Source organism: Ruegeria sp. S84, assembly GCF_056583445.1.
This window is the reverse complement of sequence record NZ_CM152618.1, coordinates 243070-267243: the sequence shown is the minus strand read 5'-3', so window position 1 is coordinate 267243 and position 24174 is coordinate 243070. Positions and strand designations below refer to the sequence as shown.

General features: G+C 55.8%; 26 protein-coding genes and 1 pseudogene. 15 read left to right on the top strand and 12 right to left on the bottom strand.

The features are described 5' to 3' along the window. The first annotated feature begins 1 nt into the window (after window position 1). Both AC1DFB_RS01425 and AC1DFB_RS01420 read left to right on the top strand, forming a co-directional pair. Window positions 2–925 (top strand): GntR family transcriptional regulator, encoded by a 924-nt coding sequence (locus tag AC1DFB_RS01425; RefSeq protein WP_480921964.1) that lies wholly within the window; start codon window positions 2–4, stop codon window positions 923–925. Continuing rightward, complete coding sequence (locus AC1DFB_RS01420; protein ID WP_480921963.1) at window positions 922–1314, top strand: methylglyoxal synthase; 393 nt, start codon at window positions 922–924, stop codon at window positions 1312–1314. Before AC1DFB_RS01425 ends, AC1DFB_RS01420 begins: the two co-directional genes overlap by 4 nt. 674 nt (window positions 1315–1988) lie before the next feature. Here AC1DFB_RS01420 and AC1DFB_RS01415 read toward each other — a convergent pair. Beyond that, window positions 1989–2216, bottom strand: coding sequence for a hypothetical protein (locus AC1DFB_RS01415; RefSeq protein ID WP_170401955.1), 228 nt, complete (start codon window positions 2214–2216; stop codon window positions 1989–1991). A gap of 398 nt (window positions 2217–2614) precedes the next feature. On the opposite strand from AC1DFB_RS01415, the gene AC1DFB_RS01410 reads away from it, so the two are divergent. From AC1DFB_RS01410 to AC1DFB_RS01375, 8 genes are all read left to right on the top strand, one after another. Further along, complete coding sequence (locus AC1DFB_RS01410; protein WP_170392843.1) at window positions 2615–4354, top strand: ABC transporter substrate-binding protein; 1740 nt, start codon at window positions 2615–2617, stop codon at window positions 4352–4354. Between the two features lie 81 nt (window positions 4355–4435). After that, window positions 4436–5485, top strand: a complete 1050-nt coding sequence (locus AC1DFB_RS01405; RefSeq protein WP_480921962.1) for an ABC transporter ATP-binding protein — start codon at window positions 4436–4438, stop codon at window positions 5483–5485. 1 nt (window position 5486) lies between these two features. Beyond that, window positions 5487–6563 (top strand): ABC transporter ATP-binding protein, encoded by a 1077-nt coding sequence (locus tag AC1DFB_RS01400; RefSeq protein WP_170401961.1) that lies wholly within the window; start codon window positions 5487–5489, stop codon window positions 6561–6563. After that, window positions 6560–7423 carry a carbohydrate ABC transporter permease gene (locus AC1DFB_RS01395; RefSeq protein ID WP_170392846.1) on the top strand — a complete coding sequence of 288 codons (864 nt, stop codon included), beginning with the start codon at window positions 6560–6562 and terminating at the stop codon, window positions 7421–7423. Before AC1DFB_RS01400 ends, AC1DFB_RS01395 begins: the two co-directional genes overlap by 4 nt. Continuing rightward, entirely contained in the window at window positions 7420–8217 is a 798-nt protein-coding gene (locus AC1DFB_RS01390) for a carbohydrate ABC transporter permease (RefSeq protein WP_170401963.1), read from the top strand. Before AC1DFB_RS01395 ends, AC1DFB_RS01390 begins: the two co-directional genes overlap by 4 nt. 8 nt (window positions 8218–8225) lie before the next feature. Next, window positions 8226–8627: a DUF2160 domain-containing protein gene (locus AC1DFB_RS01385; protein ID WP_170401966.1), complete on the top strand. Its 402-nt coding sequence runs from the start codon at window positions 8226–8228 to the stop codon at window positions 8625–8627. A 66-nt stretch (window positions 8628–8693) separates the two neighbouring features. Further along, complete coding sequence (locus AC1DFB_RS01380) at window positions 8694–9089, top strand: BlaI/MecI/CopY family transcriptional regulator (protein ID WP_008759241.1); 396 nt, start codon at window positions 8694–8696, stop codon at window positions 9087–9089. Then, window positions 9076–10173, top strand: a complete 1098-nt coding sequence (locus tag AC1DFB_RS01375; protein WP_480921961.1) for a M56 family metallopeptidase — start codon at window positions 9076–9078, stop codon at window positions 10171–10173. The genes AC1DFB_RS01380 and AC1DFB_RS01375 overlap by 14 nt, the downstream gene beginning before the upstream one ends. Window positions 10174–11100: 927 nt before the next feature. Here the strand turns inward: AC1DFB_RS01375 and rplT are convergent. The 5 genes from rplT to pyk form a co-directional block, all read right to left on the bottom strand. Beyond that, entirely contained in the window at window positions 11101–11466 is a 366-nt protein-coding gene (gene rplT / locus AC1DFB_RS01370; protein WP_008756009.1) for a 50S ribosomal protein L20, read from the bottom strand. Window positions 11467–11480: 14 nt separating this feature from the next. Further along, complete coding sequence (rpmI, locus tag AC1DFB_RS01365; RefSeq protein WP_010443552.1) at window positions 11481–11681, bottom strand: 50S ribosomal protein L35; 201 nt, start codon at window positions 11679–11681, stop codon at window positions 11481–11483. 182 nt (window positions 11682–11863) lie between these two features. Beyond that, the gene (locus AC1DFB_RS01360; RefSeq protein ID WP_170465878.1) at window positions 11864–13414 is read right to left on the bottom strand and encodes an alanine/glycine:cation symporter family protein; all 1551 of its coding nucleotides are present in this window, start codon (window positions 13412–13414) and stop codon (window positions 11864–11866) included. 14 nt (window positions 13415–13428) lie between these two features. Continuing rightward, entirely contained in the window at window positions 13429–13866 is a 438-nt protein-coding gene (locus AC1DFB_RS01355; RefSeq protein ID WP_170395586.1) for a universal stress protein, read from the bottom strand. Between the two features lie 243 nt (window positions 13867–14109). Beyond that, on the bottom strand, window positions 14110–15555 hold the full coding sequence (pyk, locus tag AC1DFB_RS01350; RefSeq protein WP_170395584.1) for a pyruvate kinase: 1446 nt from the start codon (window positions 15553–15555) through the stop codon (window positions 14110–14112). Between the two features lie 118 nt (window positions 15556–15673). On the opposite strand from pyk, the gene AC1DFB_RS01345 reads away from it, so the two are divergent. The 3 genes from AC1DFB_RS01345 to AC1DFB_RS01335 all read left to right on the top strand — a co-directional run bounded on the left by AC1DFB_RS01345 (window position 15674) and on the right by AC1DFB_RS01335 (window position 17167). Next, on the top strand, window positions 15674–16411 hold the full coding sequence (locus AC1DFB_RS01345; protein ID WP_170512699.1) for an N-formylglutamate amidohydrolase: 738 nt from the start codon (window positions 15674–15676) through the stop codon (window positions 16409–16411). Window positions 16412–16498: 87 nt separating this feature from the next. Continuing rightward, window positions 16499–16738, top strand: a complete 240-nt coding sequence (locus AC1DFB_RS01340; protein WP_480921960.1) for a DUF6868 family protein — start codon at window positions 16499–16501, stop codon at window positions 16736–16738. A 114-nt stretch (window positions 16739–16852) separates the two neighbouring features. After that, window positions 16853–17167 (top strand): DUF1244 domain-containing protein, encoded by a 315-nt coding sequence (locus AC1DFB_RS01335; protein ID WP_480921959.1) that lies wholly within the window; start codon window positions 16853–16855, stop codon window positions 17165–17167. A 45-nt stretch (window positions 17168–17212) separates the two neighbouring features. Here AC1DFB_RS01335 and AC1DFB_RS01330 read toward each other — a convergent pair whose 3' ends face one another. The 3 genes from AC1DFB_RS01330 to dgcN all read right to left on the bottom strand — a co-directional run bounded on the left by AC1DFB_RS01330 (window position 17213) and on the right by dgcN (window position 20119). Next, window positions 17213–18073 carry a D-amino-acid transaminase gene (locus tag AC1DFB_RS01330; RefSeq protein ID WP_170395576.1) on the bottom strand — a complete coding sequence of 287 codons (861 nt, stop codon included), beginning with the start codon at window positions 18071–18073 and terminating at the stop codon, window positions 17213–17215. A gap of 10 nt (window positions 18074–18083) precedes the next feature. Continuing rightward, window positions 18084–19049, bottom strand: a complete 966-nt coding sequence (dgcA, locus tag AC1DFB_RS01325; protein ID WP_480921958.1) for an N-acetyl-D-Glu racemase DgcA — start codon at window positions 19047–19049, stop codon at window positions 18084–18086. Window positions 19050–19117: 68 nt separating this feature from the next. Continuing rightward, window positions 19118–20119, bottom strand: coding sequence for an N-acetyltransferase DgcN (gene dgcN, locus AC1DFB_RS01320; protein WP_170395572.1), 1002 nt, complete (start codon window positions 20117–20119; stop codon window positions 19118–19120). A gap of 295 nt (window positions 20120–20414) precedes the next feature. Between dgcN and AC1DFB_RS01315 the strand changes: the two genes are divergently transcribed. Next, complete coding sequence (locus AC1DFB_RS01315) at window positions 20415–21377, top strand: L-malyl-CoA/beta-methylmalyl-CoA lyase (protein WP_170566141.1); 963 nt, start codon at window positions 20415–20417, stop codon at window positions 21375–21377. A gap of 38 nt (window positions 21378–21415) precedes the next feature. Here AC1DFB_RS01315 and AC1DFB_RS01310 read toward each other — a convergent pair whose 3' ends face one another. Both AC1DFB_RS01310 and AC1DFB_RS01305 read right to left on the bottom strand, forming a co-directional pair. Then, window positions 21416–21994 carry a PA14 domain-containing protein gene (locus AC1DFB_RS01310; RefSeq protein ID WP_170395568.1) on the bottom strand — a complete coding sequence of 193 codons (579 nt, stop codon included), beginning with the start codon at window positions 21992–21994 and terminating at the stop codon, window positions 21416–21418. 118 nt (window positions 21995–22112) lie between these two features. Beyond that, the gene (locus AC1DFB_RS01305; protein WP_170513733.1) at window positions 22113–22565 is read right to left on the bottom strand and encodes an Lrp/AsnC family transcriptional regulator; all 453 of its coding nucleotides are present in this window, start codon (window positions 22563–22565) and stop codon (window positions 22113–22115) included. A gap of 72 nt (window positions 22566–22637) precedes the next feature. Between AC1DFB_RS01305 and AC1DFB_RS01300 the strand changes: the two are divergent. After that, window positions 22638–23244, top strand: a pseudogene (locus AC1DFB_RS01300) (LysE family translocator). Here AC1DFB_RS01300 and AC1DFB_RS01295 read toward each other — a convergent pair. Next, window positions 23237–24070, bottom strand: coding sequence for an AraC family transcriptional regulator (locus AC1DFB_RS01295; RefSeq protein WP_480922635.1), 834 nt, complete (start codon window positions 24068–24070; stop codon window positions 23237–23239). The pseudogene AC1DFB_RS01300 and the gene AC1DFB_RS01295 sit on opposite strands and share 8 nt — an antisense overlap. Window positions 24071–24174 lie beyond the last annotated feature (104 nt).

Below are 24174 nucleotides of genomic sequence, written 5' to 3'. Positions count from 1 at the left end.
GATGCGAGCCAGCGAATTGTCAAAGAAGATATCAAACCGTCTCTTGCATGATATCGTTGCGGGTACACTTGAAGGTGGCCAGCATATAAGCGCTCAGCAAGTCGCCGACAGGTATGGCGTATCCAGAACCCCAGTGCGCGAGGCGTTGATATCCTTAGAAGAAAAAGATGTTCTCATCCGCCTGGAAAACCGCGGGTACTTTGTGGCCGACAAGTTGCCTCCAGCCATCAAAGAAAACCTGGATACTGTCGACGCAAGCGAGCTAGACGAATACCAACTGCTGGCAAACGATTGGCTAACAAATGAAATTCCAGAAGAAGTTACTGAGCAGTTCTTAAAGCAGAAATACGGCTGGACTAAAGCTAAGGTCGGAGAACTGTTGATCCGCGCTTCTCGAGAGGGTTGGGCTGAGCGCAAAGAAGGCTACGGCTGGCGGTTTCTTCCGGTTGCAAAAACACCCGAAGCATTTGATGAGATTTACCGGTTTAGAATGGCGATAGAGCCAGCCGCCATGCTGGAGCCCTCGTTTGAACTCGATCACAAAGTCCTGGATGAACAGCGGCGTATTCAGCAGGGAATGCTTGATATGGATATGGACGCCGTTAATGGAGAAGCGCTGCTAGAAAGCGGGGCTCTATTCCATGAGGAGCTCATCAAGTTGTCCGGAAACCCGTTCTTTCTTATGGCTCTCCAACGCGTGAATAGAATGCGACGCCTCATGGAGTATCGAGCCGAAGTGAACCATCAACGATTGATAGAACAATGTACTGAGCATCTTGAGATCCTTACACTCCTGGAATCCGGGAACACCGTGGATGCCTCCTACAGAATGCGGCAGCATTTGAGTGGCGCACTCAAGCGTAAGTCTCCGCTGGCATGGAGTTGGGCTACGGACACTTCAACACCGAGGAAAGCAACACCATGAGCAATGGGAGCGACGGCCCAAACGGCCGCAAACGAGTCGCGCTTGTGGCGCATGATCAGATGAAAGACACAATGGTCGAGTGGGCAAAATCCCACAAAACCGCACTGAGCAAAATGGAGCTTTTTGGGACTGGCACGACCGGCGGGCGAATTGCGGATGAAGTTGGCGTGCCTATCAAGAGTCTCAAAAGTGGCCCGTTGGGAGGCGACGCTCAAATCGGCGCTATGATTGCCGAAGGGAAGCTCGACACACTGATCTTTTTCATTGATCCCCTATCAGCGTTGCCACACGACGTCGACGTAAAATCACTTCTTCGATTGGCCACGCTGTACAACACGGTTCTGGCTATCAATGAAGCGACTGCGTCGAAGGTCATCAGCGAGGTTTAGTCCAAACGAAGCGAAACAATTGTTCGATTAGGAACTATAACTGCTTTGCGCTCGCTCCTGCCGTTCTCTGCGTCATTGATGAGCGTCTGTCCGCATCACTGACATAAAACAGTCGGGATACTTCGCAACGGCGAAACATATCTTGCCCGCAAAAAGCAGAAGTTGACCGTAGCCATCTCAACATCTGCTTTCGGAGCAATAGGGAGTCATCGAAAAAGTCTTCGAGATGCAATGCTCGCGAAAGCCCGTCAAGTCTCGGATGTCCTAGTATAGTTTCAATACTTACGGCATGCGCTTGCACTTCCAGTGGTGTTGTTCTTTGTTCTACATTTGCACGCTTATGCTTTCTGATTTTATGCTTGCATGCTTATGCTTCATGCGGTGCACGGTTATGGTGTCTCACTAAATTCGATTCCAATTAAAATATTGTTTTAAAACGATATTTTTGCACAACTTATGCAAGAAAACTCTGATTCGTGCACGCTAATGCTCAATTTGCACGGAAATCACATACCGAGAAGTTGCACGCCGATTATAGCGTGTTTTCAGCGACTTAAGATCCAGCAATTTCAACTGAGACCCGAGCGTGTGCGCAACAGTGGTCGATTTCCGACCACAGTCCCAGGTCGCGACTCCGACGGTACGAGTTTGGTGGGTTTCGGAGAGGCGGCAGATCAGAGGGCAGAGAAGCGCTTGTGTTGATCTGACCAGATCACTGGGAATCCCGACTTGATCTGGTAGTCCATTGTCAGACCATCAGTTTGTTCGCCTGAAGCGATGGCATCCAGAGCATCAGGCGCCAGCATGGCCAGATCGACCACATCCTGCACCCGGCGTTTGGAGGTGCCTTCTTTTTCTACAATCTCAGAAAACGTTGGCCATCGACGATCATCACCAGCCACTGACGCACTTTGATGACACTGTGAACAGGTATTTGATCAATCTGGGGCGGCTCATCGCCAAGATGTAGTTTCATTTCCACGCCTTTCCGGTGCATCCGGTATAGCGCTGCTATGGTTGGTTCAGCGTTGGGTTCCACCCAATTTGCATTGGAACAGCAAGCGCTAAGCCCACTTCAGAATTGGGTGTTTCGCGATGCTTTCAGCACCTACGGACACCATTTGTTTGAACGTATCTTCTACTTCCAACACGCCGCAAGCAGATATTATTTTTATTTATCAAGTGCTTAAATTTGATATCTCTTATTACTAAAATTTTAGTTTGACAGCAGCGCCGAATATCACCGATGCTGTTTGCCATCCGGTCTGCACCGGATCACATAATCTTTGGGAGGAGACAGATGCGGAGACATCTACTTTCCGCCGTGGCGGCAGCGGCCGTCATTGCGGGGCATGGTCCTGCTTGGGCCGACGAAGCCGCAGCACAACGTTGGATCGACGACGAATTCCAGCCATCGACCTTGTCGAAGGATGAACAGTTGTCCGAAATGAAGTGGTTCATCGAAGCTGCACAACCGTACTCGGGCATGGAAATCAATGTCCTGTCCGAGGGTATCCCGACGCATTCCTATGAATCCGAGGTTCTGACCAAGGCGTTCGAGGAAATAACCGGGATCAAGGTCAATCACCAGATTCTCGGCGAAGGCGAAGTGGTTCAGGCCGTACAGACTCAGCTACAAACCGGACGGAATCTGTATGATGGCTATGTCAACGACAGCGACCTGATCGGGACACATTCGCGCCTGCAGTTGGCCTATCCGCTGACCGATATGATGGAAGGTGATTGGGCGGCGACAACCTCGCCAACGCTGGATCTGGATGACTTTATGGGTATTCAGTTCACCACCGGCCCTGATGGCAAGCTGTATCAATTGCCTGACCAGCAGTTTGCGAACCTATATTGGTTCCGCAAGGACTGGTTCGATGACGAAGCCAACAAGGCCGCGTTCAAAGAGAAATACGGCTATGATCTAGGCGTTCCGGTCAATTGGTCGGCCTACGAAGACATCGCCGAGTTCTTCACCAATGACGTGAAAGAAGTCGATGGCACCACGATCTATGGCCACATGGATTATGGTAAGCGCGCGCCTGACCTCGGCTGGCGCATGACTGACGCCTGGCTGTCGATGGCCGGCGCCGGTGACGTGGGTGAACCGAACGGCGTTCCCGTCGACGAATGGGGCATCCGCATGGAAGCGGGCACTTGTAACCCTGTTGGCGCATCCGTTTCGCGTGGTGGTGCTGCGAACGGCCCGGCTGCGGTCTATGCGATCCGCAAGTGGGATGAATGGCTGCGGGCTTATGCGCCTCCGGGTGCGGCGTCTTATGACTTCTACCAGTCGTTGCCAGCGCTTAGCCAAGGCAACGTGGCTCAGCAGATCTTCTGGTACACCGCCTTCACCGCAGACATGGTGAAGCCGAAATCCGAAGGCAACAACACCGTGGATGACGAAGGCACGCCGCTGTGGCGGATGGCGCCCAGCCCGCACGGCCCCTATTGGGAAGAAGGCCAGAAGGTTGGTTATCAGGACGTGGGGTCGTGGACCTTCCTGAAGTCGACGCCTGCAGATCGTGCTCAGGCGGCTTGGCTCTATGCCCAATTCGTGACCTCCAAGACTGTCGACGTGAAGAAATCCCATGTGGGCCTAACCTTCATCCGCGACAGCTCGGTCAACCACGAGTCGTTCACCGAGCGCGCACCCAAGCTGGGTGGTCTGGTCGAGTTCTACCGCTCACCCGACCGTGTGGCATGGTCACCGACCGGCATCAACGTGCCGGACTATCCGAAGCTGGCCCAGATCTGGTGGCAGCAGATCGGTGACGTGAACTCGGGCGCCTTCACCCCGCAAGAGGCGATGGACCGTCTGGCAGAAGAGATGGACATCACTATGGCCCGAATGCAGGCCGCTGACGAAAGCGCCGGTGTCTACGGTGGCTGTGGTCCGCGTCTGAACGAGCCGCAGGATGCCGCCTTCTGGTTGGAAAAGCCGGGCTCGCCCAAGGCCAAGCTTGAGAACGAAAAGCCGCAGGGCCAGACCGTCAACTATGACGAATTGGTTCAGCGCTGGCAGTCTCAGTAAGCAAACGAAACCGGGGGTGCCGTGTGCGGCATCCCCACCCCAAGGCCAGTGCGACGCACTGAAGGACCGGAACCCACGGACATGATCGAACTTAAAGACGCCACCAAACGGGGTGGCAATGTCATCCATATCAAGCCTACGAACCTGACGCTCAAGACTGGCCATTTCAACGTGTTGCTGGGCGCGACGGGGTCGGGCAAAACCTCGCTGATCAAGATGATGGCCGGGCTGGACCCGATCGCCTCAGGCAAAGTTCTGATGGACGGGCAGGACGTCACCAAGCTGAACACGCAAAAGCGGCAGATCAGTTTGGTACACCAGTTCTTCGTGAACTACCCGCATATGACCGTTTTCGACAACATCGCTTCGCCCTTACGCGTGGCGGGGATGGCAAAATCCGAAATCGAAGGCCGCGTCGAAGAGGCCGCCGACTTGCTGCAGTTGCGCCCAATGCTACAGCGCCGTCCGCATGAGTTGTCAGGTGGCCAGCAGCAGCGTACCGCGCTGGCCCGCGCGATTGCAAAGGAAAGCCGTGCAGTGTTTCTTGACGAACCTCTGGCCAACCTCGATTACAAGCTGCGTGAAGAACTGCGTGAACAACTGCCCGACTTGTTCGCCGGGCGCGGGGCCGTAGTCGTCTATGCCACCTCGGAACCGGAAGAGGCGTTGATGCTTGGCGGCTACACCGCTTTGATGGAGGACGGGCGCGTCACCCAATTTGGCCCCACCTCAGATATCTATCGCAACCCCGAGAACATCTCTGCAGCTCGTGTGTTCTCTGACCCGCCCATCAACGTGGCGCGCATCACTGTGTCTGATGCGCAGGCGCAATTGGTCGGCGGTGGAGGCTGGAAAGTCACCGATATAGCCGATGGTGACTACTTGGTCGCCGTGCGTCCTCACCGGGTGACCCCGTTCCGCTCTTCCGACGCCGACGTGGAGCTGACCGGGCGGGTCATCGTGACCGAGCTTTCGGGCTCGGATTCCAGCGCGCACTTCCAACATGGGGATGAGGCGTGGGTATCCCTGGCCTCGGGTGTCCATCCCTATCAGGTGGGTGAAGACCACAGCTTCTACATGAACCCGGCCCATTGCCGGTATTTCGGCCAAGACGGCAAAAGGATAGCCTGACATGGCACAGATCAAGCTTGCAAACCTGCGACACAGCTATTTCCCCAATCCCAAGGGGCCACAGGATTACGCCCTGAAGGAAATCGACGTCACCTGGCGCGACGGCGGGGCCTATGCGCTGCTGGGACCATCAGGATGCGGCAAGTCAACGCTGCTGAACATCATCTCGGGGTTGCTGACGCCTTCCGAGGGACAGATTCTGTTCGATGGTCAGAACGTTACTGCCTTGCCCCCAGATCAACGCAACATTGCGCAGGTGTTCCAGTTCCCGGTGATCTACGACACGATGACTGTGGGCGAAAATCTGGCCTTCCCGTTGAAGAACCGGGGGGTTGACCCGGCAACGATCAAACGTCGCGTCGATGAGATTGCAGAAATGCTGGACGTTACGGATATGTTGAATACCCGGGCCTCAGGTCTGAGCCCGGACAACAAACAGAAAATCTCGATGGGTCGTGGGTTGGTGCGCGACGACGTGAACGCGGTGATGTTCGATGAGCCGCTGACTGTTATCGACCCACATCTGAAATGGAAACTGCGGTCCAAGCTGAAAGAGCTGCACCAGCGCGTCAAAGCCACGATGATCTACGTCACGCACGACCAGACCGAGGCGCTGACCTTCGCGGACGAAGTAGTCGTGATGCAGGAAGGCGAAGTCGTGCAGATCGGCACCCCTGTGGAACTGTTCGAACGCCCTCAGCACACATTTGTCGGCCATTTCATCGGCTCACCCGGCATGAATGTGCTGCCGTGCGAAGCAAAGGGCGATCGGGCCCTGTTCGAAGGCCATGAAGTGATGCTGGAAGGCCAGACCCACGGTGACGGAGGCCGCACCGATCTGGGTATCCGGCCTGAATATATAAGCTTTGGCGAAACCGGCATCCCTGCCCATGTCACCAAGGTCGCAGATATCGGGCGACACTATGTGGTCAGTGCCATGGTCGGTGATACGCCGGTGAAAGCCGTAGCAGAACACAATGCGCCCAACCCTGGCTCACATGTGTACCTGCAATTCAAACCCGAACAATCTCGCGTCTACCGCGACGGCTGGATCGCAACCGAGGAGCGGACGCAATGAGAACGGAAAACCAAAAAGCATGGTTCTTTGTCCTGCCGGTGCTGGCGCTGGTCGCGTTTAATGCGCTGGTGCCGATGATGACGGTGGTCAACTATTCGGTGCAGGAGACCTTCGGTAACAACCAGTTCTTCTGGGAAGGACTGGGCTGGTTCGAACAGATCCTGCGTTCCGACCGGTTTCAGGCAGCTCTGGGACGGCAGTTCCTGTTCACCTTTCTGATCCTGCTGATCGAGGTGCCGCTTGGTATCATCGTGGCGCTTTCCATGCCGCGCAAAGGGTTCTGGGTGCCGGTCTGTCTGGTCCTGATGGCCCTGCCGATGCTGATCCCGTGGAATGTGGTCGGCTCGATGTGGAATATCTTTACTCTGCCCAAGATCGGCCTGCTGGGCTACTTCCTGAATGACGTCCTGGGCATCAACTATGACATGACACAACAGCCACTGTCGGCCTGGATCACCGTGATCGTCATGGATGTCTGGCACTGGACGTCGCTGGTTGTGCTGCTGTGTTATGCGGGCCTCGTGTCGATCCCGGATGCCTATTATCAGGCCGCTAAGATCGACGGTGCCAGCCCGTGGTCAGTGTTTCGCTATATCCAGCTGCCCAAGATGAAGACTGTCCTAACCATCGCCGTTCTGCTGCGCTTTATGGACAGTTTCAACATCTATACCGAGCCTTTCGTTCTGACCGGCGGTGGCCCCGGCAACTCAACCACCTTGCTGTCGATCGACCTTGTAAAGATCGCGCTGGGACAGTTCGACCTTGGCCCTGCGGCCGCGATGAGCCTGATCTACTTCGCCATCACGCTGCTGGTCAGCTGGGTCTTCTACACTCTGATGACAAAGGATGACGCGCAATGAAGAAGCGGTCCCTTATCCCGATCCTCTATATCGCGTTCCTGATGCTGCCGATCTATTGGCTGGTGGCGATGTCCTTCAAGACCACGAACGAGATCCTGTCGGGCTTTTCCCTGTTCCCCCAGACCTTCACGCTGGAGAACTACGTCACCATATTCACCGATCCGACGTGGTATTGGGGCTATATCAACTCGATAATCTACGTGACGATCAACACGGTGCTGTCGGTCTGTGTAGCGCTGCCAGCGGCCTATGCGTTCTCGCGCTATCGGTTTCTGGGCGACAAGCAGTTATTCTTCTGGCTGCTGACCAACCGGATGGCGCCAGCGGCGGTGTTCGCGCTGCCCTTCTTCCAGCTCTATTCGTCAATCCACCTGTTCGACACTTATCTGGCCGTGGCGCTCGCGCACACGCTGTTCAACGTGCCGCTGGCGGTCTGGATTCTCGAAGGCTTCATGCGCGGCATCCCGAAAGAATTGGATGAGACAGCCTATGTCGACGGCTATTCTTTCCCACGCTTCTTCGTGACGATCTTCCTGCCCAACATCAAAGCGGGTGTCGGCGTCGCGGCCTTCTTCTGCTTCATGTTTTCATGGGTCGAGATGCTGCTGGCCAAGACCCTCACCGCGGTCGAGGCCAAGCCCATCGCCGCCGTGATGACCCGCACCGCCTCCAGCGCGGGGTATGAGTTGGGTCTGCTGGCAGCCGCGGGAACACTGACCATTATCCCTGGTGCCATTGTCATCTGGTTTGTCCGCAACTACATCGCGCGCGGTTTCGCGATGGGCCGTGTGTGAGGTTCGATATGCGTAGACTTCTTCTCACCCTCCCCTTCCTGCCTTCGATGGCATTCGCCCAGCAAGCCGGATGGGGCAATGTTGGCCAGCAAGAGGAAAAGGGATTCTCTTGGACCGCCCCTCTTTGGCCTGATTTCTGGATGGCCTGGACCCCGGCGACGTTGGCGGTGTTCGTGGGTATCTTCGCGGCCATCGCACTAATTGGACTATTGGAAGGGTTCAAGTTCCGCGACGGCCTTGAACGTCGCGGTGTACTTGGTCTGACAACCACGTTGGGCGATCGGTTGTTCATAACACTGCTCGGCTCGACCTATATCTTCCTTGCCTGGCTTGGGCTGGTAGGCCAACCTGTATGGACGCCTCTTTTCCTGTCCATCGGTTGGGGCGTCTTCGTCTTCTGGAAAGTTTAAGCTTTGAGAAACAGCGAAAGGATGCTTGTCTGTCAGGCATACTAAATAATGGCGACACCGAGATCGATGCGAAAGAAAAAGACAACAAATCTTCTGACCGACGTGGAACTTGAGTTCATGAACGAACTCTGGGCGCTTGGTCAGGGCTCGGTCCGTGAAGTCCTTGATCGCCTGCCACCTGATCGCAATCTGGCCTACACTTCCGGAGCCACAATTTTGCGTATTCTTGATGAAAAGGGCTTTGTCGAAAGCGAGAAGAACGGCAAGTCGCTGATCTACAGACCCCTTCTGGAGAAAGACAGGTATCAGTCGCGGTCGTTGCAGAATTTGTCCCGGACCCTGTTTGACGACACGCCCGCAACTCTGGTGGCAAGGCTGGTCGATGATGAGGGGCTGACAGAAGATGATCTAGAGGAGATTCGAGCACTGGTAGAGAGGAGACTGCAAAATGACAGCGGTTAAACCGGTTCTCGATGCGTTTCTCGAGTTCAACATAGTGCTTGGATTGTCGGCGCTGATCTGGCTGGCCGTGCGCGGAGGCCTTGCGCTGACGCCCATGCGGTACGGCTTTGTTGCTCAGCTTCGTTCGCTCAAGATACTCTGCATCGGCGTTATGCTCAGCCCGGTTCTGGCGATGGGTGTTTCGGGTTTTGTTGCTCAGGTATGGCCCGGACGGGTTGTTGCGCTGGGGGATATCGCAGTGGCAGCCTATTTGCGCGGCGAAATCGCAATGCCGGCTGCGCAGTTCGAAACCCTTCTGAACACGCGCGAACGCTGGGTTGATCATGTCATGTCAGGCGGCTCTGTTTTTGTGACTTGTGCGTTGATTACACTGGTTTTGGTGGCGGCTGTTCTGGCAATTCGGGTTGCCCTCAACGCGCTTGCAATTCGCAACGCTGTAAGCTCCAGCTTTCTATGGCGACAATCGGCCAAAGTGGACATTCGTCTTTCGGATCGCGTGACCGTACCCTTTGCAGTACGCGGCCTTCGTCGCCGCCACGTTGTTTTGCCCAGCCATCTACTGAACTCGCCACGCGATCTGCGCTATGCTCTGGCGCACGAGTTTCAGCACATCCGCGCATTGGACGTGGAATGGGAACTGGGTTTCGAGCTTTTACGCCCGTTGCTGTTCTGGAACCCGGCCTATCTGGCTATGAAGCATCAGTTTGACCGGCTTCGCGAATTGGCCTGCGATCAGTCTGTCGTCTCGCGTAAAGGGATTGACGCGACCGACTATACCGCCTGTTTACTGGACTACTGCACACGATCGGTTAAGCTAAAAAGCCCTCGCATTCTTCATGTGGCCTTGGTTAACGGGCCGAAAGCAAAGCATGTTCTGCGACAGCGTGTGATCGCCCTGACCGATGCACCAGTGACGACGACCCAATTGTCGGCTATTTTCGTTGGGTCGGCGCTTTCCCTTGTTGTTGTGCTTGCAATTGGTTCGGCCTCGGTTCGTCAAACTCAGGATTGGAGCCATGATCGTCTTATGCTTTCGACGGTTGTAAACCTTGAACGGCTGGAAGCTCGTAATCAGGGGAATTAACTGGCCGTAGTGTATGTCCAATGCGGGCTGGGGGGGTTACACTTGCGGTTACTGCTAGCAAGTTAGTCACAGATTCTGCGCTAAAGTGCTGCTGATTTTCAATAAGTCTGGTTTTGAGGTATCGCTGTCAGCGGCTTTAACGCTGGCGTCCGCGTTGCTCGATATTGATCGACCGAGAACGATTCGATAGCAATTTATGCCATTCCAACCTGCTACAACGCAGCATCGCCATTTCTAAATCAAGGTCTGGTTATACTTCGGTGCTGTGAACGTTCCAAGTTTGGCAGAGAGCCCTTACAACGCCTTCTTATCCGCTATGCGAGCCATTGAAACGCCCCGAAGACGATCTGCCAGCGTACCCGGTCATTCAGCAGAGTGAGTGTGTTGTAAACCTTTGTTGTCCCAATTGATCGTGGACAACCGCGCCCGCAGTTGCGCCGGAAACATTCGATGATTTGATTTGCCTGTCGGGGCTGAACCCTTGGGATGCGAAGCAGCTTCTACTCAGAAACCCGCGAACTTCTCAGCGCTGTTCCATTGAAGTTCGCCTTCTATCAGCCCTGACTGCACAAATCACGGATGGAATGCCATCATCAGAAGTGCCTTATCGCCTCAATTGAAGCCGGTCATATACAAATCGATTACGGCCAGGTCGTTCTTTTCTTCACTGCACATTTTCGCATCTCATCTGATTTTGGGAGCGAAGCAGTCAAGTAGTCACAGCGCCTAATTGGAACCTAACGAAGGTATCGCATCCTACCGCCGTTGCCATTGTAGGCGGGGTCAGCGATCAGCCATTTGGGGTATCTATATCGTCGCCCTGGAAAGCTAAACCTCGCATGCTAACGAACTTGACACCCATTCTGAAAACAAGAAAAGACCGTCCCAACTGGGACGGCCTTTCATTCACTGTCTCTCGAAAGAGGTTCAGGCAGCCAGCGCGGCCTGTGCTTTGGCGACGATCGCGCCGAACGCTTCCGGTTCGTGCACAGCCAGGTCGGCCAGAACTTTGCGGTCCACTTCGATACCGGCCAGGTTCAGGCCGTTAATGAAGCGGGAATATGTCAGTGCCTCGTCATGCGAACGGACAGCGGCGTTGATACGCTGGATCCACAGCGCGCGGAAGTTGCGCTTGCGGTTCTTGCGGTCGCGGGTTGCGTACTGGTTGGCCTTGTCTACGGCCTGACGGGCAACCTTGAAGGTGCTCTTGCGGCGGCCATAGTAACCTTTGGCAGCCTTGATGACCTTCTTGTGACGGGCGTGAGTTACGGTTCCACCTTTAACGCGGGACATCTCTTAATCTCCTCTTAGCGGTCGTAGGGCATGTAGCCCTTGACGATCTTGGCGTCGGGGGCGGACAGGGTGGTGTTGCCACGGGCGTCGCGGATGAATTTCTTGGTCCGCTTGATCATGCCGTGCCGTTTGCCGGCCTGGCCAGCAAGGACCTTACCGGTCGCAGTCACCTTAAAGCGCTTTTTGGCGCTCGACTTTGTCTTCATCTTAGGCATTTCCGTCTCCTTTCGGGGTTCGGTTTCAAACGCGACTCGGCATGCCATCTCGGCCGGTCACGCGATCAGAAGCGCCGTTTACGCAAGTTCGGTCATACTGGCAAGGGGGTTTGGGCCAGAATCTGCGCTTTTTGCAGGCTGGCTAGGCACCGGGGCGACGCGCGCCGCCCCGGTAGTTTGGATTAATGTTCGAATTTGCGGATTTCGCCACTCTTCAGCCGTTCGGCGTAGGACGCCAGTTCCTGACGTACCACTTTCATCAGGAAGTAGAGCGCGAAGACGTTCACAACCGCCATGGCAAAGATCGCCGCATCCGAGAAGTCGATAACGGGGCCAAGGTTAGCCGCTGCACCGATGACTACGAAGATGCAGAAGATGACCTTGAACACCAGTTCCTTGGTGTGACCCTCACCGAACAGGTAGGTCCAGGCCTTGAGGCCGTAGTAGGACCAGCTGATCATGGTCGAGAAGGCGAACAGAACTACTGCGATTGCCAAAACGTAAGGGAACCAACTGAACGCGCTGCCAAAGGCGGCTGAAGTCAGGCTGACACCCGAGTTTCCGTCAACCGTTGCGATGGCATTACCGGCTTCGTTCAGCATATAGTTTCCGGTCTCCGGATCGACGATCAGCTGCTGCGTGATGATGATCACCAACGCGGTCATGGTACAGATCACAACCGTATCAATGAACGGCTCCAGCAGCGACACGAACCCTTCGGTGATCGGTTCTTTGGTGCGAACCGCCGAGTGGGCAATCGCCGCTGAACCAACGCCCGCTTCGTTCGAGAACGCCGCACGCCGGAAGCCCTGGATCAATGCGCCGACCATACCGCCAGCAACACCAAGACCGGTGAAGGCTCCTGCGAAGATCTGGCCAAAGGCCCAACCGATCTGATCCGCGTTCATCAGGATGATCACCAGCGCCGCGGCCACATACATCACGCCCATGAAAGGAACGACTTTCTCAGTCACGCGCGCGATGGATTTCAGGCCGCCCACGATCACTGCAAAGACGATGCCTGCAAAGACCAGGCCAGTGATCCAGCCCGGGTAATCTCCGACGATGCCTGCGATCTGCTGATGCGCTTGATTGGCCTGGAACATATTGCCCCCACCAAGCGCGCCAAGGATGCAGAAGATCGAGAACAGAACGGCCAGAATTTTACCGCCCGGCAGGCCCAGTTCGTTGAACCCTTTCGACATATAATACATTGGACCACCAGAAACGGTGCCGTCATCATATTCGTTGCGGTACTTTACACCCAGCGTACATTCGGTGAATTTCGACGCCATGCCCAACAGGCCCGCGACAATCATCCAAAAAGTTGCACCTGGCCCGCCGATACCGACGGCGACCGCAACACCGGCAATATTACCGAGGCCAACTGTACCGGACAGCGCCGTTGCCAGCGCCTGAAAGTGGCTAACTTCACCCGCATCATTGGGATCAGAATAGTCACCTTTCACAAGGCTGATCGCATGACCGAAGAAACGCAATTGTACAAAGGCAAAATAAAGCGTGAAGACGGTCGCGGCGATGACCAGCCAACCCACGATCCAAGGGAACCCGGTGCCCGGAAACGGGGCAAAAATAAAGCTGACGAAAGGCCCGGTGAAATCAGCAAAGGCCTGGTTGATTTTATCGTCCAACCCGACCGCCTCCTGTGCGGCAGTGGGGCTCGCAACCAGAGCGGCAAGTGCTGCCAGACTCAGTTTGTTCTGAATATTCATCATAATCTCTCCCCTCAGTTCACGACCGTAACCGGAACATCGGCGTGCATGACAAGGTTCTGGGTCGAACTGCCAAACAGGCGTTTTTTAAACCCATCTGCCGAGGCCCGACCCACAACGATCTGGGAGCCACCGTTTTCAACCGTGATTGCATTCAGCGTTTCCGCCACATCTCCGTGACGGACGATGCCGCGCGCCTCGAATCCTGCAGCCTTCAACGCTTCAACCGCTGGCTCGATGATCCGTGACGTAGCTAACGCAACCTCTTCTTCGCGCCGTTTGTGGCGTAGGGCGTTCTCTTCTGGTGTCTGGAATGTGAAAGGAGACCATTCGATGACGTAAACCGCCAGAAGCTCGCATGAACCGATACGCCCGGCCAAGTCTTTGGCAAAGGCGATCGCGCGTTCTCCGGTTTCTGTCCCGTCCAGTCCTATGACAATTTTCGTTGTCATGCCGTTCCTCCGTTATTGTTGCTTTGGCCGGGGCCCTCGCCCCCGGCAGGGCAGCCGGAACCTGGAACTTGCTTGAGTAGACCGCCCTAAGGGCAAGTATCCCGAAAAAACACGCAAAAACAGAGAGATTATTGCTGGATACAACCCTCAAACTTCTAAGACACTGTAAATAAATATTATTATATGCCCAAATATTAGGCATACGCTTGGTATCAAACTGAAATTAGTAGTGGTGATCCGGGCTTAGCCCGGATCAGTGTTGTAGATCAGCCGTTCATCACAAGGGGCGATACGTAAGATGTTGGTGGTGCCAGGAACATTGAAAGGGACGCCGGCGGTGACCACAATCTGATCAGTCTCAGCGGCGAAACCACCCGAACGGGCGGCGCGAGCGGCGCTGACGACCGCACCTTTGAACCGCTCTTGTTCAGGGGTTAAGACGCAATGACAACCCCAGCTCAGGCAAAGCCTGCGGGCGGTGCCAGTGGCGGGGGTCATTGCGATGATAGGCACACCGGGACGCTCACGGGCGGTGAGCAAGGCGGTGGTCCCGCTTTGAGTGAAGCAGCAGATGGCTTTGATATCAGTCTTTTCGGCAATCTCGCGTGCCGCAGCCACGATACCATCAGCGATGGTCGTACCCTTGGCGGTACGCGACGCGGCAATAATCTGAGTGTAGGTTGGGTCAGCTTCAACTTCGATGGCAACCTTGTTCATCGTCTGAACCGCCTCGATGGGATAAGAACCAGCAGCCGATTCAGCACTCAGCATGATTGCATCGGTACCCTCGTAGATCGCGGTGGCCACGTCCGAAACCTCGGCCCGTGTGGGCATTGGGCTTTCGATCATGCTTTCCAGCATCTGGGTTGCGACAATCACAGGCTTCGCGGCTGTACGGCATTTACGCACCAGACGTTTTTGGATCGGGGGGACTGCCGAAACAGGCAGTTCGACGCCCAGATCACCCCGCGCAACCATGATCCCGTCTGAGGCGTCAAGGATATCGTCAAAAGCTTCGACCGCAGCAGGTTTTTCGATCTTGGACAAGATCGATGCTCGGCCATCCGCCAGTGCGCGCGCCTCGAACACATCCTTGGCACGCTGAACGAAGCTCAGCGCCAACCAGTCCACACCCAGTTGGCAGACAAATTCCAGATCGTCGCGATCCTTGGCCGACAGCGCTGCCAATGGCAGCACCACGTCAGGCACGTTCACACCCTTGCGGTTCGAAATCGTGCCACCGACTTCGACCGTGCAATGTGCAAAATCCTGACCGCAATCCTGCACGATCAGACGAATCTTTCCGTCATTGACCAGTAGGCGCGCACCTGGCTCCAATGCGGCAAAAATTTCGGGATGTGGCAGGCAGACCCGGGTGATATCCCCGGCTGCCGGATCAAGATCCAGACGGAATGCGGCGCCCTCCTCCAGTTCTTCCGCATCATTTGCAAACACGCCAACGCGCAGCTTTGGCCCCTGCAGATCAGCCAGAATCGCGATCGGGCTTTCCAGATCCTTTTCGATCTGCCGGATTATACGGTGCCTCTCGCGAATCTCATCGTGGCTGCCATGGCTCATGTTCAGCCGGAATACATCGGCCCCGGCCTCATGCAGCGCACGGATGGTGTCATAGTCATTGGACGCCGGTCCCAGCGTCGCCACGATTTTCACATTTCTCAGGCGTCGCATTGATCAGGCTCTCCTCAAACGCGTAAATGTTACCGCAAACATTGCTCAGGCTGCTTATTGCGCAATTCCCTTTCCAACGCAACTGTCCTACACCTGCGACAAACAAGATGACAGGCTCATGACATACTCTCCGTTTTTTGTTCACGGCGCGGATCGCCCGTCGCGTTGGCTGATTACTTGCGACCATGCAACCAACATGGTGCCGCCCGAAATCAGCGGCGGAGACCTGGGCCTGCCGCGCGAAGATATGGAACGCCATATCGCTTATGACGTGGGCGCCTACGAGGTCTCAAAGCATCTGGGTGAGGTTCTGAACGCCCCCGTAATCGCAGCCAACTTCTCGCGCCTCGTGATTGACCCCAACCGGGGCGAGGACGATCCGACGCTGTTGATGAAGCTCTATGACGGCTCGATCATCCCCGGTAACCGACACGCAGATGCGACCGAGCGTGAGCGTCGTCTGACCATGTGCTACCGGCCCTATCACGATGCGCTGGCAGAGCTTGCAGCCCTGCCGCATGCGGTCATCATCTCGATGCATTCCTTTACGCGCCAGCTCCGTGGCCGCGATCCTCGGCCGTGGCACATCGGCGTCTTGCACACACCGGATGAGCGGTTCTCGCGCCCGCTGATCAACCGGTTGAACGCCGAGGATGATCTGTGCGTTGGGGTAAATGAACCCTATACAGGTGTGCTACCCGGCGATGCGATCGACAAGCATTGCAGCAGTTTCGGCCGTCCTAATGCACTGATCGAGCTGCGTAATGATCTGATTGCGGATCATGACGGGCAACGCAGCTGGGCCGAACGATTGGCCGTTATTCTGCAGGATGCACTGAACGATAGCGGACTATGACGTAAGGTCACTTCATGCCGCTTCCGATCCTCGAAATATTGTGAGCCAATGTACTGACACCCATATATTAAGGGAAAGGAGACGACCATGACTCAGGAATTCCTGACAACTGTCTTCGGCTGGATGACCGCCCTTAACATCGCTGTTTTGTTGTTCAGCACACTTATGATCCTCATCATGCAGGACTGGATTGCAGCCGTGCATGGCAGAATGTTCCAAATGGAGCGGGCCGACGTAAAGAGGGCCTATTTCAGATATCTTGCGAACTACAAAATCCTGACAATCATTTTTTGCCTTGTGCCGTGGCTGGCCCTCAAACTGGCATAAAGCATCCAAACCTGACGTTCCAAGGGGCCTTAGGGCCCCTCCTGTTCGTTGTAACATGGCCCACGGATTGCTAGGTCAGGTCCAGATCGCAAGACAATCATTCGGAGCCCGACAATGGACAAGCAAACTGAAATCGAACTTCAGGCCGCAGCGTTTCGCCGTTTGCAGCAGCATCTGATGCAGGATCGCACCGACGTACAGAACATCGATATGATGAATCTGACCGGGTTCTGCCGCAATTGCCTGTCGCGCTGGTATCAGGAAGCAGCCAATGCCAAGGGCATCAACATGGACAAAAACGAAGCGCGCGAGATTTTCTATGGCATGACCATGGATGAGTGGAAGGCCAACTACCAGACCGAAGCGAACGCCGAGAAACAAGCTTCCTTCAAGGTCGCGTTTGAAGAGAACGTCACAAAAAAAGGCTGACGCCCCGAAAACGAAAAATGCCCGCCATACTGGCGGGCATTTGGTTTAGATTGCAGCCTTTCGGCTTTCGTCCAGATAGATCTCGCGAAGGCGTTTGGCAATCGGGCCCGGCGTGCCATCACCCAGTGCCACGCCATCAATCTCAACCACCGGCATGACAAAAGCGCTGGCCGAAGTGGTGAAGGCCTCATCCGCCTCTTTCGCCTCGTCGATGGTGAACAGGCGCTCCTCAATCTCCATCTGCGCCTCGGCTGCCATGCGCAGAACCGCCTTGCGGGTGATGCCGTGCAGAATGTCGTTGGACAGCGGGCGGGTGACGATCTTGCCGTTCTTGACGAAATAGGCGTTGTTGCTGGTGCCTTCGGTGACATAGCCGTCTTCAACCAACCAGGCATCGTCACAGCCAGCCGCTTTCGCCATCATCTTGCCCATGGACGGATACAGCAACTGTACGGTTTTGATATCGCGGCGGCCCCATCGGATGTCGTCGATCGAAATAACCTTGGCCCCTTTCTTCGACGCGGGGCTGTCGGCCAGACCTGGCTTATTCTGCGTGAACAGAACAAGCGTAGGCTTGGTATCCGCTGACGGAAACACAAAATCCCGGTCGCCGTCACTGCCGCGCGAAACCTGTAGATAGATCAGACCTTCTTCGATGTCGTTCAGCTCGACCAGTTTGCGATGGATTTCCAGAAGTTCTTCTTTGCTGCAGGGTTCAGCCATCTGTAACTCGTCCAGCGAGCGTTTCAGCCGCACCGCGTGGCCTTCGAAATCGACCAGCTTACCATCCAGCACACTGGTCACTTCGTAGACGGCGTCTGCAAACAGGAAACCTCGATCAAAGATCGAGACGCTTGCCTCGGTTTCAGGCAGGTATTCGCCATTCACATAAACGGTGCGGGTCATGTTCTTCTCCTCAGCCCCAAAGTGCCGCTTTGGGCGGATGCACTCCGGCGTCATCAAAAATCAGGGGTGTGTCGCGGTCTTCTGCCAACAAAAGCGGTCCGTCAAGGTCCGTCACCATCGCACCCTGCGCGACCAGCGTTGCAGGTGCCATGGCCAGCGAACTTCCAACCATGCATCCGACCATGATGCCATAGCCCTCGGCCAGCGCGGCCTTGCGCAGTTCGAGCGCCTCGGTCAGACCGCCGGTCTTGTCGAGTTTGATGTTCACCACATCATATTTGCCTTTTAGCGCAGGCAAGCTGGCCCGATCGTGACAGGATTCGTCGGCACATACCGGCACCGGACGATCCATGCCGATCAGTGCATCATCCTCACCGGCTGGCAGAGGTTGTTCAACCAGAGCAACGCCCAGTCGCACAAGATGCGGCGCAAGATCGGCGTACACTTCAGCAGACCAACCCTCATTGGCGTCGATAATGATTTTGGACTCCGGCGCACCAGCCCGCACGGCCTCAAGCCGGGGCATGTCGTCCGGTGTACCAAGTTTGATCTTCAACAAGGGTCGGAACGCATTTTCTGCCGCCTGTGCCTGCATTGCCTCGGGAGTGTCCAGGGAAAGAGTATAGGCCGTAACTTCAGGCCCCGGTGCGGCAAGTTCCGCCAGCTCCCACGCCCGTTTGCCGGAGCGTTTCGCCTCAAGGTCCCAAAGCGCACAATCCAATGCATTCCGAGCCGCGCCGGCAGGCAGCAGATCCATCAGGGAATAGCGAGAGAATACGTCGGGCAGGCCGGCAATCTCGGCCTCGACTGAATCCAGCGTTTCGTCATAGCGCGCATAGGGCACGCACTCGCCCCAACCATGATGCACACCATCCGAGATCCGAACCGTCAGGACCTTTGCCTCAGTCCGTGAGCCGCGCGAGATAGTGAATACCTGCGCAAGCCGAAATACATCGCGGGAAACGTCAATCTGCACGCGTTCAACCTTTCATCGAAAGTGATGTCTGTTGCCGACAGCAAGGGGCGATCGGCAACCTGCTTAGATCACAGTGCGGCCAGCGCATCCACCAGTTTACCGGCACCAAACCGGTAAGGATCGGTTGCTGGGATACCCATCTCGGTCTCAACCTTGGCGATGTATGCGTGTGCGTCGTCTTCGCTCAGATGCTGGGTGTTGATCGACACGCCCGCAACCTGGCATTCCGGGTTAGCAACACGCGCCAGCGGCAGCGCTGTGTCGCGCAACTGCTCCAGCGTCGGCAGCGAATACTCAGGCAATCCTCGCATATGGGTCCGGGTCGGCTCGTGGCACAGGATCAGCGCGTCGGGCTGACCGCCATGAATCAGCGCCATGGTCACGCCAGAATAGGACACATGGAACAACGAGCCCTGCCCTTCGATGTGATCCCAGTGATCCGGATCGTTGTCCGGTGTCAAATACTCAACGGATCCCGCCATGAAATCGGCGATAACCGCATCCAGCGGAACGCCCTGACCCGTGACCAGAATTCCGGTCTGACCGGTGGCCCGGAAGGTGGATTTCATGCCGCGTTTGCGCATTTCAGCGTCCATGGACATCGCAGTGTACATCTTGCCGGCAGAGCAGTCGGTTCCAACGGCCAGGCACCGCTTACCAGTACGCTTGCGGCCGTTTGCGATAGGATATCCTACGGTCGGCACACGGACGTCGTGCAACGTGCAGCCGTGAGTCTGTGCCGCAGCAACCAGATCGCCTTCGTCGCGCAGCAGGTTGTGCAGGCCCGACGCCAGATCATAACCCATTTCCAACGCTGCGATCAGGACCTCTTTCCAGGCCTCACTGATGACCCCACCCCGGTTGGCAACACCAATGACAAGAGTCTTGGCACCAGCAGCTTTACCTTCGGCAAGTGTCATTTCGGTAAGACCCAAATCAGTCTTGCAACCATCCAGCCTTATTTGACCCACTGCATTCTCAGGACGCCAGTCCCGGATACCAATGGCCACTTTGGCCGCCAACAAGTCGGGCGCATCGCCCAAAAACAACAGGTACGGTGTCTCGATCATTGCGGTGCACTCCTTTGATTCTGGCTTAAGCTAGAGAACCGTTTTGACGAGGGTTTCTCAAATTCTTCTTGCCTGCCCGCCCACAGCGGGAAGTTTTTGCGCATTTGGGCATTCTTACACAAGATTGTTCGAAGTTTTTAAACTGATCAAACTTTTAGCACCCCATTTTGCCAGTATCTTCAATCATGCTGCATACGCATTGCCGCATATGCACAATCACGCTTGCGCAGCATTGCGCAATTTAATATCCCATGACCAACCCTGAACGCAATTTCCTTACTCGCATGAGGTCCAAATGAGCTTCCGCATCCAACCTGCCGCTCCGGCCCGGCCCAATCGCTGCCAACTGTTTGGCCCGGGCTCGAACACCAAGCTATTTCCCAAGATGGCAGCATCAGCTGCAGACGTCATTAATCTGGATCTAGAAGATTCGGTGGCTCCTTCCGACAAGGATACCGCTCGCGCTAACGTAATCGAGGCGCTGAACACAGTTGATTGGGGCAATAAATACATGTCGGTTCGGATCAATGGGCTGGATACACCCTATTGGTACCGTGACGTGGTTGATGTGCTGGAACAGGCAGGCGACCGTCTGGATCAGATCATGATCCCCAAGGTAGGCTGCGCGGCCGATGTCTATGCCGTGGACGCTCTGGTTACCGCAATCGAGCGTGCCAAGGGTCGAACCAAGCCAATTTCATTCGAAGTGATCATCGAATCCGCCGCCGGACTGGCGCATGTCGAAGAAATCGCAGCCTCATCCCCGCGCCTGCAGGCCATGAGCCTTGGCGCCGCAGATTTTGCAGCCTCAATGGGCATGCAGACAACCGGCATCGGGGGTACGCAGGAAAACTACTATATGCTGCGCGAAGGCAAAAAGCACTGGTCCGATCCGTGGCACTGGGCGCAGGCCGCAATTGTCGCCGCCTGCCGCACCCATGGCGTGCTGCCGGTGGATGGTCCGTTCGGCAATTTTTCGGATGATGAGGGCTATATCGCGCAGGCCAAACGGTCTGCCACACTGGGGATGGTCGGCAAATGGGCCATCCACCCCAAGCAAATCGCATTGGCCAATCAGGTCTTCACACCGTCGGATGAAGCAGTGTCCGAAGCGCGCGAGATTCTGGCCGCCATGGAACAGGCAAAAGCCAACGGTGAAGGCGCGACGGTCTACAAAGGGCGTTTGGTCGATATCGCTTCGATTAAGCAAGCCGAGGTTATTGTGGCGCAGGCAGAATTAATCGCGGCGGGTAGCTAAGAAAAAGGGCGCTCAGCTGAGCGCCCCAATCGATCTGATCAGCGTCCAAATACATTGTTTGGTGTCCATGTGAAACGCTCACCCTTCTTTCCTGATTTCATCATCAGGCACGAGGTACCGTATTTCTGAAAATACTTGATTTTGATTGGATACCAACCCGCCTGCGGCACCTCGACCTCGGTGCGTTGGTTGGCTTCGCAGCCCTGACGGCCGTTGACATAGCCGATCTGCTGACCGCCGACCCAGGCGTCAATCCCATCGTTCGACCAGGTCTCAAGCTCGTAAACTCCGGGTGAATCAAACCGGATATATCCGCTGATTTCCGCGGCAACATTGAACGCCTGATTGTAGGTCAGGACAGGATCACCTTCGTTCGTGTCTCTATAGTCCAAACCTCGGAGGGGCTGACCCGGCTTTGCCTTCTTCAATAGATGATTGACCTTCGAGAGGTTCTGGATTTTGCGAGGCGGGTTACCTTCCCAACTGTATTTTACGTTCAAGCCAGCTTTTGGGCTGGGCTGAGGGCTAGCTGGCTGTAACTTCAAAGGTGCTGCTGTCGCAGCGCCGGCAAACATTGCCAAGGCAGCCACCAGCGCTCCGGTGCGGAAAAATGTCATGGTCTACTCCCTGAATTTGCGCCTGCTTCGGGGTTAATCCCTGCCGACGATCCTGTTGAGATGACACTAGGCGCTGAACTTTGACCTCGCAAGATGGTTAAAAATCACTTTTTGATGGTCAAGCACGCATATCCTTAGGCGATCCCATCACAACATATGAGGTGATCGAGGTCACATGCGGCAGTGTACCCAGCACCTCGGTGTGGAAGGTTTTGTAGGAGGGCAAATCGGCACATTCGACCCGTAACAGGTATTCGATCGTGCCGGTGATGTTGTGACATTCCACCACTTCGGGCGCTTGTTGCAAGGCCCTTTCGAACCCTTCCTGCGCCGCTTTTGTGTGCTCGCCCAGACCAACGCCGATATAGGCAACGAAACCCACCCCCAGCGCCGCCGGGTTCAGCACTGCTCGGTAGCCGGAAATGATCCCTGCCCGCTCAAGCTCCTGCACCCGGCGCAAGCAAGCGGAGGGCGACAGGCCCACCCGCTCGGCAAGATCGAGGTTGCTGATGCGACCGTCCCGCGAAAGCTCTTGCAATATATGTTGGTTGATCTGATCAATCTTCGCCATTTATTGCAACATTAACCTTAGAGCGCACGAATACGCAATTTCATTTGCCGGATTCAGCGAGAAAATGCAGCCATGACGTACGATATCCTGATGGCCCTGATCGCATTTGCCTTTGTCTCGTCAATCACGCCAGGACCCAACAATCTCATGCTTATGGCATCGGGTGCGAATTTCGGCTTTCGCCGCACGATCCCGCATATGCTGGGTATCGGTTTGGGCTTCACCTTTATGGTGCTTCTGGTAGGGGCGGGTCTGGTTCAAGTCTTTGACCGGTATCCGATTAGTCATACCGTGTTGAAAGTTCTTTCGGTTCTGTATCTGCTGTATCTGGCATGGAAAATCGCCCATGCAGCGCCCGCTAAAGGTGTCGATGCTGCGGGCACCCCGATGACGTTTCTGCAAGCTGCAGCCTTCCAATGGGTCAACCCAAAAGCCTGGGCGATGGCGCTGACCGCGACAGCCGCCTATGCGCCCGACCAAACGATCAACGCGATTCTGCTGGTCGCGCTGGTGTTCGGAGCCATCAACCTGCCCTCGGTCAGCACCTGGACGGTTCTTGGACAGCAAATGGCGCAGAATCCTGACGAACCCGCACCGATTGCTGGCATTCAACTGGACGATGGCGGCCCTGCTTGTGGCCTCGCTCTATCCGGTGCTGTGGCCGAACTCGGTTACCTGAGCGGCAGGCAAATTTCGGTCAACAGATCCTCGGGGGCCGTTTCTCGTGGATCGTTGAGATAGATCTCATAACACGGATGGTCCGCAGGTTCTTCGCCAGACTCGGGCAACCAATTGCCAAATAATGTCTGATACGCGCCGTGAAGGCCGGAATAAGGGCCCTTGAAGGTCAGCACCGCTGTTTTGCCACCCGGAATTTCAAGGTCTTCCATCCCCTCGGGCGTATCATCACCGCAGAATTCAGCATCTGCAAAACTGCGTAAATCATCCTCGGGCACATCGTCCGGACTGTCGAGATACAGCCCGATCATCGGGCCGACTTGCGGCCACAGCTTGCGGGATTCGCACAGGGCACCAAAGGCCTCAAAGCTACGGCCAATCTCGGCATACGCCCCTTTATGTGGCAGCGCTATGACTCGGCGGGACGGTTCGGTTCGGGTTGTTACGGGATGCATCGGATATCCTCCGGTTTTGAACATTGGATGGGCCGGCAGTATTTGCCCCGCACGTCGAAACGCGGTGGGGCTGCTGCCGTAAGCCTCGGAAAAGCCCCGCGCAAAGGATTTTTGGTTCGGATAGCCAATGTCGGTCGCGATCCGCGTAACCGGTCTGTCTGTTTGCACCAGCCAGCAGGCGGCACGGTGCAGGCGTATCCGACGGGTGGCCTGCGCGCAGGTCTCGCCAGTAATGGCGCGAAACACGCGATGCCAGTGAAACCGCGACATGGCTGCGACCTCGGCCAAAGCATCCAGCGACAGATCCCCGGCGAGGTGATCATGGATGTAGGCCAACACGCGCAACACGCGATCTTCGTAGCTGGCGGCCATCGGTATCCTTCCTTCTCTTTGCCCGTCCGTGGTCGCATATTCCGCGACCACAAATCTTGCTGAGTTGCATCCCGGACCACCTTTGGTCATATAGCAGGGAACTT

Bases quoted from the DNA above. Each gene is read 5' to 3' on its own strand.
- AC1DFB_RS01335 (WP_480921959.1), top strand. From the start codon at position 16,853: ATGGACAAGCAAACTGAAATCGAACTTCAGGCCGCAGCGTTTCGCCGT.
- AC1DFB_RS01380 (WP_008759241.1), top strand. From the start codon at position 8,694: ATGCGAAAGAAAAAGACAACAAATCTTCTGACCGACGTGGAACTTGAG.
- AC1DFB_RS01395 (WP_170392846.1), top strand. From the start codon at position 6,560: ATGAGAACGGAAAACCAAAAAGCATGGTTCTTTGTCCTGCCGGTGCTG.
- AC1DFB_RS01390 (WP_170401963.1), top strand. From the start codon at position 7,420: ATGAAGAAGCGGTCCCTTATCCCGATCCTCTATATCGCGTTCCTGATG.
- rplT (WP_008756009.1), bottom strand. From the start codon at position 11,466: ATGTCCCGCGTTAAAGGTGGAACCGTAACTCACGCCCGTCACAAGAAG.
- AC1DFB_RS01295 (WP_480922635.1), bottom strand. From the start codon at position 24,070: ATGGCCGCCAGCTACGAAGATCGCGTGTTGCGCGTGTTGGCCTACATC.
- AC1DFB_RS01310 (WP_170395568.1), bottom strand. From the start codon at position 21,994: ATGACATTTTTCCGCACCGGAGCGCTGGTGGCTGCCTTGGCAATGTTT.
- AC1DFB_RS01405 (WP_480921962.1), top strand. From the start codon at position 4,436: ATGATCGAACTTAAAGACGCCACCAAACGGGGTGGCAATGTCATCCAT.
- dgcN (WP_170395572.1), bottom strand. From the start codon at position 20,119: ATGATCGAGACACCGTACCTGTTGTTTTTGGGCGATGCGCCCGACTTG.
- AC1DFB_RS01315 (WP_170566141.1), top strand. From the start codon at position 20,415: ATGAGCTTCCGCATCCAACCTGCCGCTCCGGCCCGGCCCAATCGCTGC.
- AC1DFB_RS01340 (WP_480921960.1), top strand. From the start codon at position 16,499: ATGACTCAGGAATTCCTGACAACTGTCTTCGGCTGGATGACCGCCCTT.
- AC1DFB_RS01330 (WP_170395576.1), bottom strand. From the start codon at position 18,073: ATGACCCGCACCGTTTATGTGAATGGCGAATACCTGCCTGAAACCGAG.
- rpmI (WP_010443552.1), bottom strand. From the start codon at position 11,681: ATGCCTAAGATGAAGACAAAGTCGAGCGCCAAAAAGCGCTTTAAGGTG.
- AC1DFB_RS01375 (WP_480921961.1), top strand. From the start codon at position 9,076: ATGACAGCGGTTAAACCGGTTCTCGATGCGTTTCTCGAGTTCAACATA.
- AC1DFB_RS01420 (WP_480921963.1), top strand. From the start codon at position 922: ATGAGCAATGGGAGCGACGGCCCAAACGGCCGCAAACGAGTCGCGCTT.
- AC1DFB_RS01345 (WP_170512699.1), top strand. From the start codon at position 15,674: ATGACATACTCTCCGTTTTTTGTTCACGGCGCGGATCGCCCGTCGCGT.
- AC1DFB_RS01400 (WP_170401961.1), top strand. From the start codon at position 5,487: ATGGCACAGATCAAGCTTGCAAACCTGCGACACAGCTATTTCCCCAAT.
- AC1DFB_RS01305 (WP_170513733.1), bottom strand. From the start codon at position 22,565: ATGGCGAAGATTGATCAGATCAACCAACATATATTGCAAGAGCTTTCG.
- AC1DFB_RS01385 (WP_170401966.1), top strand. From the start codon at position 8,226: ATGCGTAGACTTCTTCTCACCCTCCCCTTCCTGCCTTCGATGGCATTC.
- AC1DFB_RS01360 (WP_170465878.1), bottom strand. From the start codon at position 13,414: ATGAATATTCAGAACAAACTGAGTCTGGCAGCACTTGCCGCTCTGGTT.
- pyk (WP_170395584.1), bottom strand. From the start codon at position 15,555: ATGCGACGCCTGAGAAATGTGAAAATCGTGGCGACGCTGGGACCGGCG.
- AC1DFB_RS01355 (WP_170395586.1), bottom strand. From the start codon at position 13,866: ATGACAACGAAAATTGTCATAGGACTGGACGGGACAGAAACCGGAGAA.
- AC1DFB_RS01425 (WP_480921964.1), top strand. From the start codon at position 2: ATGCGAGCCAGCGAATTGTCAAAGAAGATATCAAACCGTCTCTTGCAT.
- AC1DFB_RS01410 (WP_170392843.1), top strand. From the start codon at position 2,615: ATGCGGAGACATCTACTTTCCGCCGTGGCGGCAGCGGCCGTCATTGCG.